Consider the following 16,013-nt stretch of genomic DNA (forward strand, 5'->3'; position numbering starts at 1 on the left):
GAACTCATCAGAAGCCTTAATCTCCGAACAAAATCGATCACGGGGGTCCGTCATCGGGAGACAGACATGAGCCGCAGTGAACAGCAACCCGGCCGCCGGCTGGTCCTCAAAGGCGCCCTCGCCGTGGGCGCCGTCGTGGGCGCGCCCGGCCTGGCCCATGCCGCGGACCGGGACGCCGCGCCGGGCGGGCGCCGGGCGGAGCCGTACCGCAATCCCCTCGTCCTCCAGCGGGCCGACCCGCACATCGTCAGGCACACCGACGGCTACTACTACTTCACCGCCACCGCACCCGAGTACGACCGCATCGTCCTGCGCCGTTCCAGAACCCTGAACGGCCTGGCCACCGCCGCCGAGTCGGTGATCTGGAGGAAGCACGCGAGCGGCGACATGGGCGCCCACATCTGGGCGCCGGAGATCCACTTCATCGACGGCAAGTGGTACGTCTACTTCGCCGCCGCGCCCGCCAACGACGTCTGGAAGATCCGGATGTGGGTGCTGGAGAACGCGAGCGCCAACCCGGTGACCGGCACCTGGACCGAGAAGGGCCGGATCGCCACCCCGCTGGACACCTTCTCCCTCGACGCCTCCACCTTCGTCCACCAGGGCACCCGCCATCTGGTCTGGGCCCAGTCCAACCCGGACGTCGGCAACAACTCCAGCCTCTACATCGCCCGGATGGCGAACCCGTGGACCATCACCGGCCCGCAGGTGGAGATCTCACGCCCGACCTACGACTGGGAGACCCGCGGCTACAAGGTCAACGAAGGCCCTTCGGTCCTCCAGCGGAACGGCCGGGTGTTTCTGACGTACTCCGCGAGCGCCACCGACAGCAACTACTGCATGGGGCTGCTGACCGCCTCCGCGGGCAGTGACCTGCTGGCCCCCGCGTCCTGGGCCAAGAGCCCGACACCGGTCTTCACCAGCAATGACACCACCAAGCAGTACGGCCCTGGACACAACTCCTTCACGGTCGCCGAGGACGGCCGTACCGATGTCCTCGTCTACCACGCGCGCCAGTACAAGGACATCGCCGGCGATCCGCTGCACGACCCCAACCGGCACACCCGCATCCAGACCCTGCCCTGGAAGGCCGACGGCACCCCGGACTTCGGCATACCGGTGGCCGACGCGCCCGCGCGCGGGCAGGGGACGGCGATCCACCCGAAGGAGACTGCGTGATGCCCGCCCCGCGGATGAGGCGCCCCCGCCTCTGGGCGCTCGTGGCCGCCGTGTGCGCGGCCCTGCTGGCCCCGCTGATGGGCGCCTCCCGCGCCCAGGCCGCCCCGGTGACCGTCCTCAACGGAACGCAGTTCGCCACCACCTCGGGCGATCCGGTGCACGCCCACGGCGGCGGAGCCATCAAGGTCGGCGCCTACTACTACTGGTTCGGCGAGAACCGGAACACCGACAACACCTTCCGCTATGTGTCCGCCTACCGCTCGAAGGACCTCAAGAGCTGGGAGTTCCGCCGGCACGTCCTGACGCAGGCGACCGACCCCGAGCTGGCGAAGGCCAATATCGAGCGCCCCAAGGTCCTCTACAACCAGCGGACCAAGCAGTTCGTCATGTGGATGCACAAGGAGAACGGCACCGACTACGGCGAGGCGCGCGCCGCGGTCGCCACCTCCCCGACCGTCGACGGCGACTACACCTGGCGGGGCAGCTTCCGCCCGCTCGACCAGCACATGTCGCGGGATATCACACTGTTCCAGGACAACGACGGCACCGGATACATGGTCTCGGCGGCCCGGGAGAACTACGACCTCCAGATCTACCGGCTGACCGACGACTACACGGGCGTGGCGAGCCTGGTGGCCAACCCGTGGCCCGGCGGCCACCGCGAGGCGCCCGCGCTCTTCAAGCGCGGCAACGTCTACTTCATGCTGACCTCCGGCGCCACCGGCTGGAATCCCAACCAGCAGAAGTACGCCACCGCGACCGACCTGGCCGGGCCGTGGACCGAGATGGCGAACATCGGCGACGCCACCGCCTACGGCTCCCAGACCGCGTACGTCCTGCCGGTACAGGGCGACGGGGCGACGTCCTATCTGTATCTGGGCGACCGCTGGGGCAACTCCTTCGGCGGCAAGGTCAACGACTCCCGCTATGTGTGGCTGCCGCTGTCCTTCCCGACCTCCCGCACCATGACGATGGACTGGTTTCCGCAGCTGGCCGTCGACACCGAGGCGGGCACCGTGACCGGCTCCGGCGGGCCGTACCGCACCCTCGTCGCGCGGCACAGCGGCAAATGCGCCGACATCACCTCCGCCTCGCAGACGGACGGCACCGCGGCTGTGCAGTACACCTGCAACGGCGGCGGCAACCAGCTGTTCTGGTCCAAGGACGCCGGAGGCGGCTATGTCCAGCTGATCGCCCGGCACAGCTCCCAGTGCCTGACCGCCAGCGGCGGCTCCGCCGACGACGGCGCCAAGGTCGTCCAGTCGTCCTGCGGCACGGCGGCCGGCCAGCAATGGCAGGCCACGGACACCGGCGACGGGTATGTCCGGCTGACCTCCCGGAGCAGCGGCAAGTGTCTGGACGTCGCGGACGAGTCCACCGCGGACAAGGCCGCCATCGTGCAGTGGACCTGCACCGGCGGGACCAACCAGCAGTGGAAGCGCGGCTGACCGGTCCGGTGCCCTGGTGCGGCTGGGACTGTTGACTTCCAGGGAGGGGCCGGTAGCGTCACCGTGCGCAACATGTCGGACATTGTTCGTAATTTCGAACCTCTGTGAGGGAAGAACATGAACGAACCAGTCGACAGACGGCACTTCCTCGCCACCACGGCGTCCGGCGCCGCGGCCGTCGCGCTCACGGCAGCGGCCGGTGGCACGGCCCTGGCGGCCGCCCCGGCCGCCCCGGCCGCCTCGGCCGCACCCCGCGGCCGGGCGCGGGCGGTCACCGCCGTCCGGCCCTTCCCGCTCGGCTCCGTCACCCTGCTGCCGGGCCCCTTCAAGGACAACCAGTCCCGCAACACGGCCTATCTGCGGTTCGTCGACATCGACCGGCTGCTCCACACTTTCCGGCTCAACGTCGGCCTGCCCAGCAGCGCCCAGGCCTGCGGCGGCTGGGAGAGCCCGACCACCGAGCTGCGCGGCCACAGCACCGGCCATCTGCTGTCCGGTCTTGCCCTCACCTACGCCAACACGGGCGACACCGCGCTGCTGGACAAGAGCCGCAAGCTGGTGTCCGCGCTCGCCGCCTGCCAGGCGAAATCCCCGGCAGCGGGCTATGGCCAGGGCTATCTCTCGGCCTTCCCGGAGGACTTCTTCGACCGACTGGAGTCCGGCTCCGGGGTGTGGGCGCCGTACTACACCATCCACAAGATCATGGCCGGGCTGGTCGACCAGCACCGGCTGGCGGGCAACGCCGAGGCCCTGGACGTCGTGCTGCGCCAGGCCGCCTGGGTGGACACGCGCACCGGCAGGCTCGGCTACGACCAGATGCAGCGGGTGCTACAGACCGAGTTCGGCGGCATGAACGAGGTGCTGGCCGATCTGCACGCGATCACCGGCGACACCCGGTGGCTGAGGGTCGCCGAGCGCTTCACCCACGCCCGTGTCTTCGACCCGCTCGCCCGCAACGAGGACCAGCTCGCCGGGTTGCACGCCAACACCCAGATCCCCAAGATGGTCGGCGCCCTGCGGCTGTGGGAACAGGGCCTGGCCGGCTGCTACCGCACCATCGGCGAGAACTTCTGGAAGATCGTCACCGACCACCACACCTATGTCATCGGTGGCAACAGCAACGGCGAGGCGTTCCACGAGCCCGACGCCATCGCCGCCCAGCTGTCCAACAACTGCTGCGAGAACTGCAACAGCTACAACATGCTCAAGCTCACCCGGCTGATCCACTTCCACGCGCCCGACCGCACCGACCTGCTCGACTACTACGAGCGCACCCTCCTCAACCAGATGCTGGGCGAGCAGGACCCGGACTCGGCCCACGGCTTCAACATCTACTACACCGGCCTGGCACCCGGCGCCTTCAAACAGCAGCCGTCCTTCATGGGCACCGACCCGAACCAGTACTCCACGGACTACAACAACTTCTCCTGCGACCACGGCAGCGGCATGGAGACCCAGGCCAAGTGCGCCGACACCATCTACACCTACGCGGACCGCAGCCTGCTGGTGAACCTCTTCATCCCCTCCGAGCTGCGCTGGCAGGAGAAGGGCATCATCTGGCGCCAGACCACCGGCTTCCCCGACCAGCAGACCACCACCCTCACCGTGGCCTCCGGCACGGCCTCCCTCGAACTGCGGGTGCGCATCCCCTCCTGGGCCACCGGCGCCCGCGCGGCGCTCAACGGCACCACCCTCCCCGACCAGCCCAAACCCGGCAGCTGGCTGGTCATCGACCGCACCTGGAAGGCCGGCGACCGCGTCGAGGTGACCCTGCCGATGGCGCTGAAGCTCGACCCCACGCCCGATGACCCGGACGTCCAGGCCGTGCTGTACGGGCCGGTCGTGCTCGCCGGGGCGTACGGCAACCGCCCCAATATGACCATGCCGCGGCTGGTGAAGGACTCGGTGCGGCAGCAGTCCGGCGCCACGCTGAAGTTCACCGCCACCGCGAGTGGCGAGACCGTCACCCTGCTCCCGGTCGCCCGTGTCCACCACCAGAACTACAACGTGTACTGGCTGACCGGCGAGCCGCCCACCCCGCCGCCCGCCTTCGCCGCCTGGCATCGCTTCGACGAGACCGGCGGGACCAGCGCCGCCGACGCCACCGGCAACGGCAAGACCGCCACGCTCACCGGCGGCGCCTCCTGGACGGCCGGGCGGACCGGAGGCGCCGTCGCGCTGGGCGGCACCGACGGATACGTCGCCCTCGCCGACGACCTCCTGGCCGGGGCCACCGCGTACAGCGTGGCGCTCTGGGCGCGGCTGGACAGCCAGGACACGGCGTGGACCCGGATCTTCGACATCGGGACGGGCGTGACCGCCAACATGTTCCTCACCCCGCGCGCCGACTCCGGCAAGCTGCGCTTCGCCATCACCGCGGGCGGAGGTGGTGCAGAACAGCGCATCGAGGCCGACCCGCTGCCGACCGGCCAGTGGACCCATGTCGCCGTGACCTACGGAGCGGGCACCGCCGTGCTGTATGTGAACGGACGCGAGGTGGGCCGCAACGCGCAGATCACCGTGGAGCCCCGCCACTTCGGCAACCACATCCGCGCCGCCTACCTCGGCAAGTCCCAGTACCCCGACCCGTACCTCAAGGGCGCGCTCGACGACTGCCGCGTCTACGGCAAGACGCTGACCGCGGCGGAGGTCACGGCCCTGGCACAATGACCACGATTGACACCAAGGTCGAAAACGAGACAAGAACAGAACGGGAACGAGGACGACGCACATGGTCTATCTCGCCGCCGAGAACCGCTACGGAACCATGCAGTACCAGCGCTGTGGGCGCAGCGGGGTGCTGCTGCCGAAGGTTTCCCTCGGTCTGTGGCACAACTTCGGCGACACCCATCCGCTCGAGACCCAGCGCGCGGTCCTGCGCCGCGCCTTCGACCTCGGCGTCACCCACATCGATCTGGCCAACAACTACGGCCCGCCGCCCGGCAGCGCCGAGTCCAACTTCGGCACGATCTTCGCCCAGGACTTCCGCCCGTACCGCGACGAGCTGTTCATCGCGAGCAAGGCCGGCTACCTGATGTGGCCGGGCCCGTACGGCGAATTCGGCTCGCGCAAGTACGTCCTGGCCAGCCTCGACCAGTCCCTGACCCGGATGGGCCTGGACTACGTCGACGTCTTCTACTCCCACCGCTTCGACCCGGACACGCCCCTCGAGGAGACGATGGGCGCGCTGGACACCGCGGTGCGGCAGGGCAAGGCGCTCTACGCGGGCCTGTCCAACTATCCGCCCGAGGCCATCGAGCGGGCCACCGCCATCCTGAAGGAGCTGCGCACCCCGTACCTGATCAACCAGCACCCGTACTCCCTCCTCCACCGCGACGTGGAGGGCGGGGTACTGGAGGCCTCCGAGCGGGCGGGGGTCGGCGTGATCGCCTTCTCGCCGCTCGCCCAGGGACAGCTCACCGACCGCTATCTCAACGGGGTGCCCGCCGACTCCCGCATGGCGGTCGGCCACTTCCTCAAGCGCGAGGTGCTCACCCAGCAGCGGCTCGCCCTGCTGCACGCCCTCAACAAGCTCGCCGAGGGCCGTGGCCAGACCCTCGCCCAGCTGGCGCTGGCCTGGGTGCTGCGCGATCCGCGGGTGGTGTCCGTGCTGATCGGCGCGAGCAGCGTCGCCCAGCTGGAGCAGAACGTGGCGGTGCTCGACTCGCCGGCGTTCACCGACGCCGAACTGGCCGAGATCGACCGGCTCTCGGCCGAGAACGGCGTCGCGATCCCCTGACCGCCCCGCCCCGTCCGGCCGGCGCCCCTCAGCCGCCCGGACGGGGCGCCGGCCGGACCCGCCCGGACAGGGGCTACGCGGCCCCGGGCCCGCCGAGCCCGGCGGTCCACTCCTCGACCAGCTCGATCAACGCCTCCGGTCGGTCCTCGTGCAGATAGTGGCCGCACTCCGGCCATGCCTCGACGCGGGAGTACGGGTGGGCGAGCGCGGCGCGCTCCCAGTCGGCCGCCGCCTCGCTCGAGTACACGCCCAGCACCGGGCAGCGGCGGCGCGCCAGATACGCCCGCGCCGCCGCCCGCGCCCCGAAGGCGTCCGGCGCCAGATACATCCCGTCGCGGCAGCGGGCGAGCACCTCCGGGTCCATGGCCGCCATCAGCCGCTCATGCCGGGCCCGCACCCCGGGCGGGGTGTGCGGCCCGAAAGCCCCGCGGACGAACTTCAGCGCCCACCCGGCCCCCTCGGCGCGCAGCGCCTCCTGCTCGGCGGGCACCCGGGCCAGCTCCGCCTCGTCCGCGCCGTACGCCGGGTCCAGCACCACCACGGCCCGTACCAGCGCGGGGTGCTCGACGGCCAGGGCGGTGACGATCTGCCCGCCCATCGAGTGGCCGACGGCGACGACCGGACCGGTGTCCAGGCGGTGCAGCAGGGCCGCGAGATCGGCGGCGAAGTCCCGCGGCCCGTAGCCCTCGCGGGGCGCGGGGGAGCGACCGTGGCCGCGCAGGTCCGGGGCGAGCACACGGTGCCGGCGCGACCACGCGGCCAGGTGCGGTGCCCACTCCCCGGCGTCGCCGCCCCAGCCGTGCACCAGCAGCAGCGGGGGAGCGCCCGTACCGCCCTGGTCGCAGTGGAGCGGCACGGCGGACGGGCGCGTGGTCATGCTGGCTTCCTTCTGGTCGGGGACGGCTGCGGCAGATCCTGCCAGAAAGCGCTTTCGCCCGCGCTGCCGGCTCAGTGGCCGGTGAAGCGCGGGGCCCGCTTGTCGAGAAACGCCCGCATGCCCTCGGACTGGTCCTCGGTGGCGAACAGGGCGTGGAACGTCCGCCGTTCGAACAGCAGCCCCTCGCGCAGCCCCACCTCCAGGGCCCGCTCCACCGCCTCGCGGGCGGCCCTGACCGCGGTCCTGCCGTACGACGCGATGGCCGCGGCCGCCTCCGCCACCTCCTGCGCGAGGCGTTCGTCCGGCACCACGCGGGAGACCAGTCCGCAGCGCTCGGCCTCCCGGGCGTCCATCGTCCGGCCGGTGAGGATCAGATCCATCGCCTTGGCCTTGCCCACCAGACCGGTCAGCCGCTGAGTGCCGCCGATGCCCGGGATCACGCCCAGCTTGATCTCCGGCTGGCCGAACACCGCGGACTCGCCCGCCAGGATCAGATCGCACATCATGGCCAGCTCGCAGCCGCCGCCCAGGGCATAGCCGCGGACGGCGGCGATCTTCGGGGTGCGCAGCGCGGCGAACCCCTCCCAGCCCGCGAAGAAGTCCTCCTCGGCCATCTCGGCGAAGGACTTGGCCGCCATCTCCTTGATGTCGGCCCCCGCGGCGAAGGCCCGCTCGGACCCGGTGATCACGAAGCAGCCGACGTCCGGGTCGAGGTCCAGCGGTGACAGCGCCGCGACCAGCTCCGTCATCACCTCGCTGTTCAGCGCGTTGAGCACGGTGGGGCGGTGCAGCCGCGCGGTGACCACACGCCCATGCTGTTCGATCTTGATGACATCCATGGTGTCTCCCTACGAGTCCCAGATGGCGCCGTACGCGGGGATCCCACGGCGCTCCATGCCGTGGACGACCTGCCAGGTCAGCTTCTTGTTGGAGATGCAGATCACCGCCTCCGCCCCGAACTCGGCGTACGCGGCGTAGGCCAGCTCGACCATGTCGGGCTTGCCGTGTTCGGAGGTGTCCCAGATCAGGGCGTCGGGCTGGACCGCGAGGATCTCGTCGACCAGCCCGTCGCCGTAGGTCCGGCGCGGATCGCGGGTGGCCCAGACCAGGCGGGCCGGGACCTCGCGGGCCAGCAGATGGGGCAGGCACGGGCCGATGCCGCTGCCGGTGGCCACATAGATCACCTTGGTGAACAGGGTCTCGATGTTGGCCACGCCCGCCGTGGTGATGCCCTTGACCCAGACGTGGGAGGGCAGGTCGTCGATGAACTTCCCGGTCCAGTCCCCGGCGCGGGAGATGGTGAGACGGAACCCCGCCTGGCCGGGGGCGGGCACGTTGGCGAACGAGTGCCACTCCAGCAGCGGGTTGCGGCTGACGGCCGTGGACGACCCGGCGAACGGTGTCACGCCGTGGTCGAAGCGGACGAGCGCCACATGCGAGGAGGGGCGCTCGATGGCCACCGGCACCCGGCGCAGCCGCAGCCACGGCAGGGCCACGCTGAAGGTCAGCACGGCCACGGTCCACAGCTCGGGGGCCGTCAGCAGGGCGTCCGCGGCGGAGCCGCCGCCCCGCTCGTCGAGCGTGGTCAGCACGGTCTGCGCCCACAGCAGCGCGAGCGCCGCCCAGCCGCCGAAGCGGTGTGCCTTCTCGAAGTGGTCGTGGAACCGCGCCCGGAAGGGCGGCAGCGCGGTGGCCACGATGGCCACCAGCAGCCCGAGCAGCGCGTACGAGACGGCGAGCGTGGCGGCCGGCGCCCCGTGCCGGGTGAGGGAGCCGACCAGGGCCAGGAACCACAGGGCGCCGGCGGTGGCCCCGCCGACGTGCAGCCCGCCGAAGTGGTAGACCTTGGCCAGGGCCCAACGGATCCGCAGCGGCCAGCTGGTGGGCGCCGCGGTGGCGAGCCGGAACAGCAGATTGATGACGTACTGCTGGCGGACCACGATCGCCAGCAGGAAGTTCGCCAGCGCGGCGTGGGAGAGGGTCCGCGGCCCGAGGCCCCCGTCCGGGCGGGTGGCGAGAAAGGCCAGGTTGACCGTCCACACCAGCAGGATCAGCCGGTTGTAGTGCATCAGGCGCGGATGCTTGAGGAGCCGTCGCGGCAGCGAGGTCGGCGGCGGCAGCGCCACCTGTGCCCGGTGCGCCGGGGCCGCGGTGCGGGCAGTGGTCACGACGCCACCTCGCCACTCGTCCGGCGCTCGGCGGCCAGCCGCAGCAGCGCCACCTTGTCGACCTTGCCGCGGCTGGTGAGCGGCAGCGCCGCCATCGGGTGCACCGCCCGCGGCACGCAGTAGTAGGGGAGGGCCGTGGCGACGGCCCGCCGCGCCGCCTCGGGGTCGAGGTGGGCGGGCGAGACAAAGGACACCAGGCCGGTGTCGTCCGGCTTCAGCGTCACCGCGCGGGCGCAGCCGGGCAGTGACTCCAGTACCGCCGAGACGGAGTCCAACTCCACGCGGAACCCGCGCACCTTCACCTGGTCATCGGTTCTGCCCAGGTGTTCCAGCTCGCCGTCGGGTGTCCAGCGGCCCAGATCGCGGGTGCGGAACATCATCCGGCCCCCACCCAGGAAGGGGTCGGGCACATAGCGCTCGGCGTTCAGCTCGGGGTTGCGGAGGTACCCGGCGGACACCCCGTCGCCGCCCGCCCACATCTCGCCCGTCTCGCCGATGGCGCAGGGCCGGCGGTCGGGGCCCAGGACGTACACGGTGTTGTTGGGGGTGGGACGGCCGATGGTCAGCCGCAGCGCGGCCGGGTCGTGGCGCTGCATGGTGTTGACGATGGTGGTCTCGGTCGGGCCGCACGCGTTGTAGAAGGCGCAGAAGCGGGCCCACCGGTCGGCGAGCCGGCGCGGGCACGGCTCCCCGGCCACGGCCGCCACCCGCACCTGCCGGCACTGGTCGGGGTCGAGCCGGCTGAGCACGGTCGGGGTGGCGATGACCACGTCCACCCGCCGTACGGTCTCGGCGATGTCCTTGCCGCGGATGACCAGCGTGGCGCCGTGGCTCAGGCAGCCCAGGATCTCCCACGCGGCCATGTCGAACGCCACATTGAGGATCTGGCCCACCCGCGTTCCCGGTCGCATGCCGAGGTCGCCGGGGGCGGTCAGCAGGATGTTGCAGACGTTGCGGTGGGTGACGGTGACCCCGTTGGGCCGTCCGGTGGTGCCGGAGGTGAACAGCACATAGCACCCGTCGTCGCCCCGCGGCGGCCGGGCGGGCCGGAACGCGACGGTGTCCCGGGCGCGGTCCAGCGGCTCCGCCATCACGGTGTCGATCGCGACGAGGACATGGCCCTCGGGCACCGGTATCCGCTCCGCGAAGCCGGACGTCGTGAGGATCACCCGGGCCCGGGAGGTGCGGATGACATGGTCCAGCTGGGGGCGTGGGGTGAGCCCGGCGTCCTGCGGTACGTACGCGGCTCCGGCCTTCAGCACGGCCAGCAGGCCGACCAGCATGGGGATGGAGCGCCGCACGCATAACGCGACATGGTCGCCGGGGCGCACACCGAGCCCGGCCAGATGTGCCGCCAGCCGGTTCGCCTGCCGGTCCAGCTCTCCGTAGGTGATGGTGGCGCCGAGGTGTTCGGCCGCGAGGGCGAACGGATCGGTGGCGGCGTGCCGTTCGAAGGCGTGGTGGACACAGGCGTGGGGCACCGCCGCCACCGGGCCCCGGCCGAATCTCTGGAAGAGGTGGCGGTCGTCCTCGGACAGCTCGTGCAGCGGGTGTGCGGACCAGGCCGGTGCCGCGGCCCGTTCGCTCGGTTCCTGGTGCATGGTGTCGATTCCCTCCGCGGTGATGGGGGCCAACCGCCGGTGTGTGCCGCTTTGTCCGGGCATGGGGGCGCACGTGGCCGGCGTGCCAAGCCAGATGTTCGGTATATCGTGCAGTGTTCGACTTGAAATTCGACTGAACGTGCCGGAGCTCGCCAGGGGCGGCGGGTGTGGGGCAGGCGACGAGCCGTGTGTGTCGAAGAGTCGGCGCTCGGCGCTGATCGTGGTGCGCGGGGCCCGGCCCGGGTCACACGGGCATCGTGTGGCGCAGGTGCATCAGCCGTCTCTCTTGTTGAGAGCTTAAGGACCCGGCGGGTGGCTGCGGAAGACGGCTGACAGGCGCAAGTCGGCCAGGATCCCACTAGAGTCCAGTGGCGCGGAATGGTATGGCTTGCGGAGTTGATGCCGACCTGGCGGTGGAGCGAGCACGGCTGCGGACGAGGAACCGTTCGACCGCCGGGGCGGCGCGCGTGGCCGAGACTGGTCATCGCCCCTGCGGGGGTTACGGTTGCGTCCCATGAGCGGTGAGACGGGCCTGCGGGAACGCAAGAAGCAGCGGACGTACCGGACGATCTCCGAAACGGCGATCTCCCTGTTTCTGCGGCACGGCTTCGACCAGGTGTCCGTCGCCGATGTGGCGGCCGCGGCCGAGGTGTCCAAGCCCACCCTCTTCCGCTACTTCCCGACCAAGGAGGACCTGGTGCTGCACCGGTTCGCCGACCACGAGGACGAGGCGGGCCGGGTGGTGCGGGAGCGCCCGGCGGGGCAGTCGCCTCTGGCCGCGCTGCGGCAGCACTTCCTGACCGGGTTGGAGCGGCGCGACCCGGTCACCGGCCTGAGCGACGCGGAGGGTGTCCTGGCGTACCACCGGCTGCTGTACGGCACGCCCAGCCTGGTGGCCCGGCTGTTCGACTACGTCAGCAGATCGGAGGCGGCGCTGGCCGCGGCGCTGGGCGCGGCGCTGGGCGCGGCGCCGACGGGGGGCGGCGAGCCGGACGACCTGACGCCGCGGCTCGCGGCGGGGCAGATCATCGCGGTCCAGCGGATCCTCGCCCTGGACAACTGGCGCCGGATCGACGCCGGTGCGACCGCGGACGAGGTCCACCCGGGCGCGGTGGCCGCCGCCGACCGGGCCTTCGCCATGCTGCGGTCCGGCCTCGCCCCGTACGCCGGATAGGATGAGCGGCCTCAACCACCCCCCCATGAGTCGCCGCACACGCATCGCTGCAACGGAGTCGCAACCTTGACCACCAGGCGGATCCCGGTCGTTCTCGTCACTGGTTTCCTGGGCTCCGGAAAGACCACCATGCTCAACCACCTGCTGCGCGGCAGCGTGGACACCCGCATCGGGGTCATCGTCAACGACTTCGGGAGCATCAACATCGACGCGATGGCCGTCGCCGGCCAGGTCGACTCCATGATCCCGATCGAGAACGGCTGTCTGTGCTGCGCCGCGGACTCCACCGAGATGGACGAGATGCTGGCCCGGCTCACCGAGCCGTCGCTCGGCATCGAGGTCATCGTGATCGAGGCCAGCGGTCTGGCCGAGCCGCAGAGCATGATCCGTACGCTGCTCTCCAGCGAGAACGAGCACATCCTGTACGGCGGGCTGATCGAGGTCGTCGACGCCGCGGAGTTCGAGAACACCCGCGAGCGCCACCCGGAGCTCGACCGCCATGTGCGCGCCGCCGACGCGGTGGTGCTCAACAAGGCCGACCGCGTTTCGGAGCAGGAGCGCGCCCGGGTGCTGGAGACGCTGGCCCGCATCGCCCCGGGCGCCCCCGTGGTCACCGCCGAACACGGGCGCGTGGACCCCGGCTTCCTCTTCGACCGCGGCCCCGGCGCACCGGGCGGGGAGCGCTACCGCCAGCTCTCCTTCGCCGAGGTGTGCACGGACGAGCACGACTGGCACGAACACCTCCACCACGCGTACCAGAGCGTGGAATTCACCGCCGACCGGCCGCTCGACCCACGCCGGTTCCTGGAGTTCCTCGACGGCCGGCCCGCCGGGCTCTACCGGATGAAGGGGTTCATCCACTTCGCCGCCCCGGGCCACGACCGGAAGTTCGCCTTGCACGCGGTCGGCTCCTACCTCCGCTTCCATCCCTCGGAGTGGGCGCCCGGCGAGGCGCGGATGACCCAACTGGTGATGATCGGCGCCGGAATCGACGCCGAGGCCCTCACCAAGGAGCTGACGGACTGTGTGGCCGCCGCCCCGGGGACCATCGCCGACCAGCACATGATGGGCATCCTGCGGTACGTCCAGGAGCGGACGGACGAGCTGGACACGGATGAGCCGGACGTCGAGGAGCCCGTGCCGGCCGACGCGTCACACACAGATTGATCGCGCCCGGCGCACAACCGTCGCCGCCGATCGGCAGTCCTCCAGGGTGTACCCGAGATGAAACCTGTACCAACAGCAGGAGGACTTGTGCGTCATCGCTCCATTGCCACCGCCGTGCGCTGCGCGATGGTGGCCGCACTTGTGACCACCCCGGCCTTACTGTCCGCTTCGGCCGCGGGCGCCGCCGAGCGGGGCGCCACCGGCACCTCCCTCGCCGGGGCCGCGCCGCGGGCCGACTTCAACAAGGACGGCCACCCGGACCTCGTCGTCTCGGCCCCCGCCGCCACGGTCGGCGGCAAGACCCGCGCCGGCTATGTCGCGGTGGTCTACGGCTCGGCCACCGGGGCGGACACCACCCACCGTCAGATCATCAGCCGGGCGACCGCGGGTGTCCCCGGCGACCCGGCGGACGGGGCCTGGTTCGGCTACCGCACGGTCGCCCGGGACCTGGACGGCGACGGCTACACCGACCTGGCCGTGCAGTCCCAGGGCGACTCGCCCGTCACCGTCCTGTGGGGCTCGGCGGGCGGGCTGACGGGCGGCACCGCGCTGTCCGACCAGACCAGCACAGACGGCCCTGGCCTGACCGGAGGCGACTTCAACGGCGACGGCCACGCCGACCTGGTCGCGGAGGGCACCGGCGAGGGCGAACTGCGCGTCCTGTACGGCCCGTTCACCCGCCAGGGCGCCGCGGCCACCGCGAACACCCTGAACACGGGCCGCACCTTCGGCCCGACCGAGATGGTCGCGGGCGACATCAACGGCGACGGCTCCGACGACCTGGTCACCAACCACGCCTTCGAGGAGATGTCCGAGGCGAGCCTGTACTGGAAGGGCGGCGCGAGTGGCCTGGGCTCGGCACCGACCCGGATCGACCACGCCGCCTCGGGCACCATCGGCGACGTCGACAAGGACGGCTACGCCGACCTGATCATCCGGACCGTCCCCGGCAACGTGGTGGAGAACCTGCCGTACGACCACGGCACCATCAAGGTCCTCTACGGCTCCGCGAGCGGCCCCGGCGCCACCCGCACCAAGGTCATCGACCAGAACACCGCGGGCGTGCCCGGGGTGAACGAGGACGGCGACCAGTTCGGCTACTCGCTGAGCGCCGGTGACGTCAACGGCGACGGATACGCGGACGTCGCGGTCGGCATCCCGTACGAGGACCTGGACGGCGGCGTGGACGCGGGCAGCGTCGTACAGCTCTACGGCGGCGCGGGCGGTGTCAGCGGCACCGGCGCCCAGGCGTTCACCCAGGACACCGCAGGCGTCCCGGGCGCGGCGGAGGCCGGGGACCACTTCGGCGCGGCCGTGCGGCTCGGGGACACCGACGGCGACGGCAAGGACGACCTGGCCGTGGGCGCGCCCGACGAGGACGGCACCTACACCTCGAGCGGCGCGGCCTGGGTGCTGCGCGGCGGCACGGGCGGGCTGACCACCACCGGAGTCGTCTCCTTCGGGCCGAACGCGCTGGGCGGCCCCGAGTCGGGCGCGCAGCTGGGCCGCGGCTTCGCGCGGTAGCGCGCCGCCACACGGCCGCACAGCGGGAGGGGGCGCGGGCGCCGCGGCACACACGGCGCCCGCGCCTCGGCGCCTCAGGCCGATTCCCGGATCACGAGTTCGGTGGGGAGGATGACCCCGGACGGCTTCTCGCCGCCGATCTGCGCCAGCAGCACCCGCACCATCTCGGCGGTGATCCGCTCCCACGGCTGGCGGATCGTGGTCAGACCGGGGCTGGCGGCCAGCGCGGCGGGGGAGTCGTCGAACCCGGCCACGGCGACGTCCTGGGGCACCCGCCGCCCGGTCCGCCGCAGCGCGGCCAGCACGCCCTGGGCCATCAGGTCCGAGGCGACGAAGACGGCGTCCAGGCCGGGCGCCCGCTCCAGCAGCTCGGCCGCCGCCCGCTCGCCGCCGGCGCGGCTGTAGTCGCCGGAGACCACCAGCTCCTCGTCCGCCGCCAGGCCCGCCGCCGCGAGCTCCTCGCGGTATCCGGCGAGCCGGTCGACGCCGCCGGGGGTGTCCAGCGGGCCGGTGACGGTCGCGATGCGGCGGCGCCCGCTGTCCAGCAGATGGCGCACCATGTCGCGGGCCCCGGCCCGGTCGTCGGCGGCGACGTAGGCGATCTCCGGGCTGGGGACCAGCGGTTTGCCGCAGGCCACCAGCGGCACCCCGGCCTTCCGCAGCCGGGTGGCGAGCGGGTCGCCGGAGTGGCTGGAGACCAGCAGCACCCCGTCGACATGGCCGCCGGTGAGAAAGCGCATGATCCGCCGTCGCTCCGGCTCGTCGCTCGCGCTCATCAGCAGCAGCGTGATGTCGTGTGCGGCCAGCGCCTGGGTGCAGCCGCGCAGCAGCACACTGAAGTTGGGGTCCTCGAAGAACCGCTCCTGTGGCTCGGTGAGCAGGAAGGCCACCGAGTCCGACCGGCCGGTGATCAGCGAACGGGCGTGCCGGTTGACGACATAGCCGGTCCTGCGGATGGCGGCGTTGACCGCCTCCAGCGCCGCCGGGCTCACATAGTGCCCGCCGTTGAGGACGCGCGAGACGGTGCCGCGCGAGACCCCGGCCTCGCGCGCCACGTCATGGATGGTCGGCGGCCGTCGTCGGCCGGGGGTGCTGTTGCCGGTGCGGCTCATGCGCGTTCTTATCTCTCCAGACAT

12 protein-coding genes are annotated in these 16,013 nt (G+C 71.7%); 7 read left to right on the plus strand and 5 right to left on the minus strand.

Features of this window, described 5'->3' with window-relative positions:
• The first annotated feature begins 66 nt into the window (after positions 1-66).
• The 4 genes from ACZ4WQ_RS33010 (at position 67) to ACZ4WQ_RS33025 (ending at position 6,366) form a co-directional block, all read left to right on the plus strand.
• Positions 67-1,179 carry a glycoside hydrolase family 43 protein gene (locus ACZ4WQ_RS33010; RefSeq protein ID WP_385349425.1) on the plus strand — a complete coding sequence of 371 codons (1,113 nt, stop codon included), beginning with the start codon at positions 67-69 and terminating at the stop codon, positions 1,177-1,179.
• A complete protein-coding gene (locus ACZ4WQ_RS33015) occupies positions 1,179-2,627 on the plus strand; it encodes an RICIN domain-containing protein (protein WP_468022651.1) in 1,449 nt (482 codons plus the stop codon). The genes ACZ4WQ_RS33010 and ACZ4WQ_RS33015 overlap by 1 nt, the downstream gene beginning before the upstream one ends.
• A 117-nt stretch (positions 2,628-2,744) precedes the next feature.
• On the plus strand, positions 2,745-5,297 hold the full coding sequence (locus ACZ4WQ_RS33020) for a glycoside hydrolase family 127 protein (RefSeq protein ID WP_468022652.1): 2,553 nt from the start codon (positions 2,745-2,747) through the stop codon (positions 5,295-5,297).
• Between the two features lie 61 nt (positions 5,298-5,358).
• Positions 5,359-6,366 (plus strand): aldo/keto reductase, encoded by a 1,008-nt coding sequence (locus tag ACZ4WQ_RS33025; RefSeq protein WP_398373609.1) that lies wholly within the window; start codon positions 5,359-5,361, stop codon positions 6,364-6,366.
• Positions 6,367-6,439: 73 nt separating this feature from the next.
• Here the strand turns inward: ACZ4WQ_RS33025 and ACZ4WQ_RS33030 are convergent, their stop codons facing one another.
• From ACZ4WQ_RS33030 to ACZ4WQ_RS33045, 4 genes are all read right to left on the minus strand, one after another.
• Entirely contained in the window at positions 6,440-7,243 is an 804-nt protein-coding gene (locus tag ACZ4WQ_RS33030) for an alpha/beta fold hydrolase (protein WP_358842423.1), read from the minus strand.
• Between the two features lie 71 nt (positions 7,244-7,314).
• Entirely contained in the window at positions 7,315-8,082 is a 768-nt protein-coding gene (locus ACZ4WQ_RS33035) for an enoyl-CoA hydratase-related protein (RefSeq protein ID WP_311728704.1), read from the minus strand.
• 9 nt (positions 8,083-8,091) lie between these two features.
• Positions 8,092-9,411, minus strand: a complete 1,320-nt coding sequence (locus tag ACZ4WQ_RS33040) for a ferredoxin reductase domain-containing protein (protein ID WP_468022653.1) — start codon at positions 9,409-9,411, stop codon at positions 8,092-8,094.
• A complete protein-coding gene (locus tag ACZ4WQ_RS33045) occupies positions 9,408-11,012 on the minus strand; it encodes an amino acid adenylation domain-containing protein (protein WP_398373612.1) in 1,605 nt (534 codons plus the stop codon). Before ACZ4WQ_RS33045 ends, ACZ4WQ_RS33040 begins: the two co-directional genes overlap by 4 nt.
• Before the next feature lie 514 nt (positions 11,013-11,526).
• On the opposite strand from ACZ4WQ_RS33045, the gene ACZ4WQ_RS33050 reads away from it, so the two are divergent.
• From ACZ4WQ_RS33050 to ACZ4WQ_RS33060, 3 genes are all read left to right on the plus strand, one after another.
• A complete protein-coding gene (locus tag ACZ4WQ_RS33050; RefSeq protein ID WP_468022654.1) occupies positions 11,527-12,186 on the plus strand; it encodes a TetR/AcrR family transcriptional regulator in 660 nt (219 codons plus the stop codon).
• A gap of 66 nt (positions 12,187-12,252) precedes the next feature.
• Complete coding sequence (locus tag ACZ4WQ_RS33055) at positions 12,253-13,353, plus strand: CobW family GTP-binding protein (protein ID WP_468022655.1); 1,101 nt, start codon at positions 12,253-12,255, stop codon at positions 13,351-13,353.
• 87 nt (positions 13,354-13,440) lie between these two features.
• A complete protein-coding gene (locus tag ACZ4WQ_RS33060) occupies positions 13,441-14,877 on the plus strand; it encodes an FG-GAP-like repeat-containing protein (RefSeq protein WP_468022656.1) in 1,437 nt (478 codons plus the stop codon).
• Positions 14,878-14,951: 74 nt separating this feature from the next.
• On the opposite strand, the gene ACZ4WQ_RS33065 is transcribed toward ACZ4WQ_RS33060, so the two are convergent.
• Positions 14,952-15,989 carry a LacI family DNA-binding transcriptional regulator gene (locus ACZ4WQ_RS33065; RefSeq protein ID WP_361185548.1) on the minus strand — a complete coding sequence of 346 codons (1,038 nt, stop codon included), beginning with the start codon at positions 15,987-15,989 and terminating at the stop codon, positions 14,952-14,954.
• Between the last annotated feature and the right edge of the window lie 24 nt (positions 15,990-16,013).

The organism is Streptomyces sp. NPDC028305 (assembly GCF_055569495.1).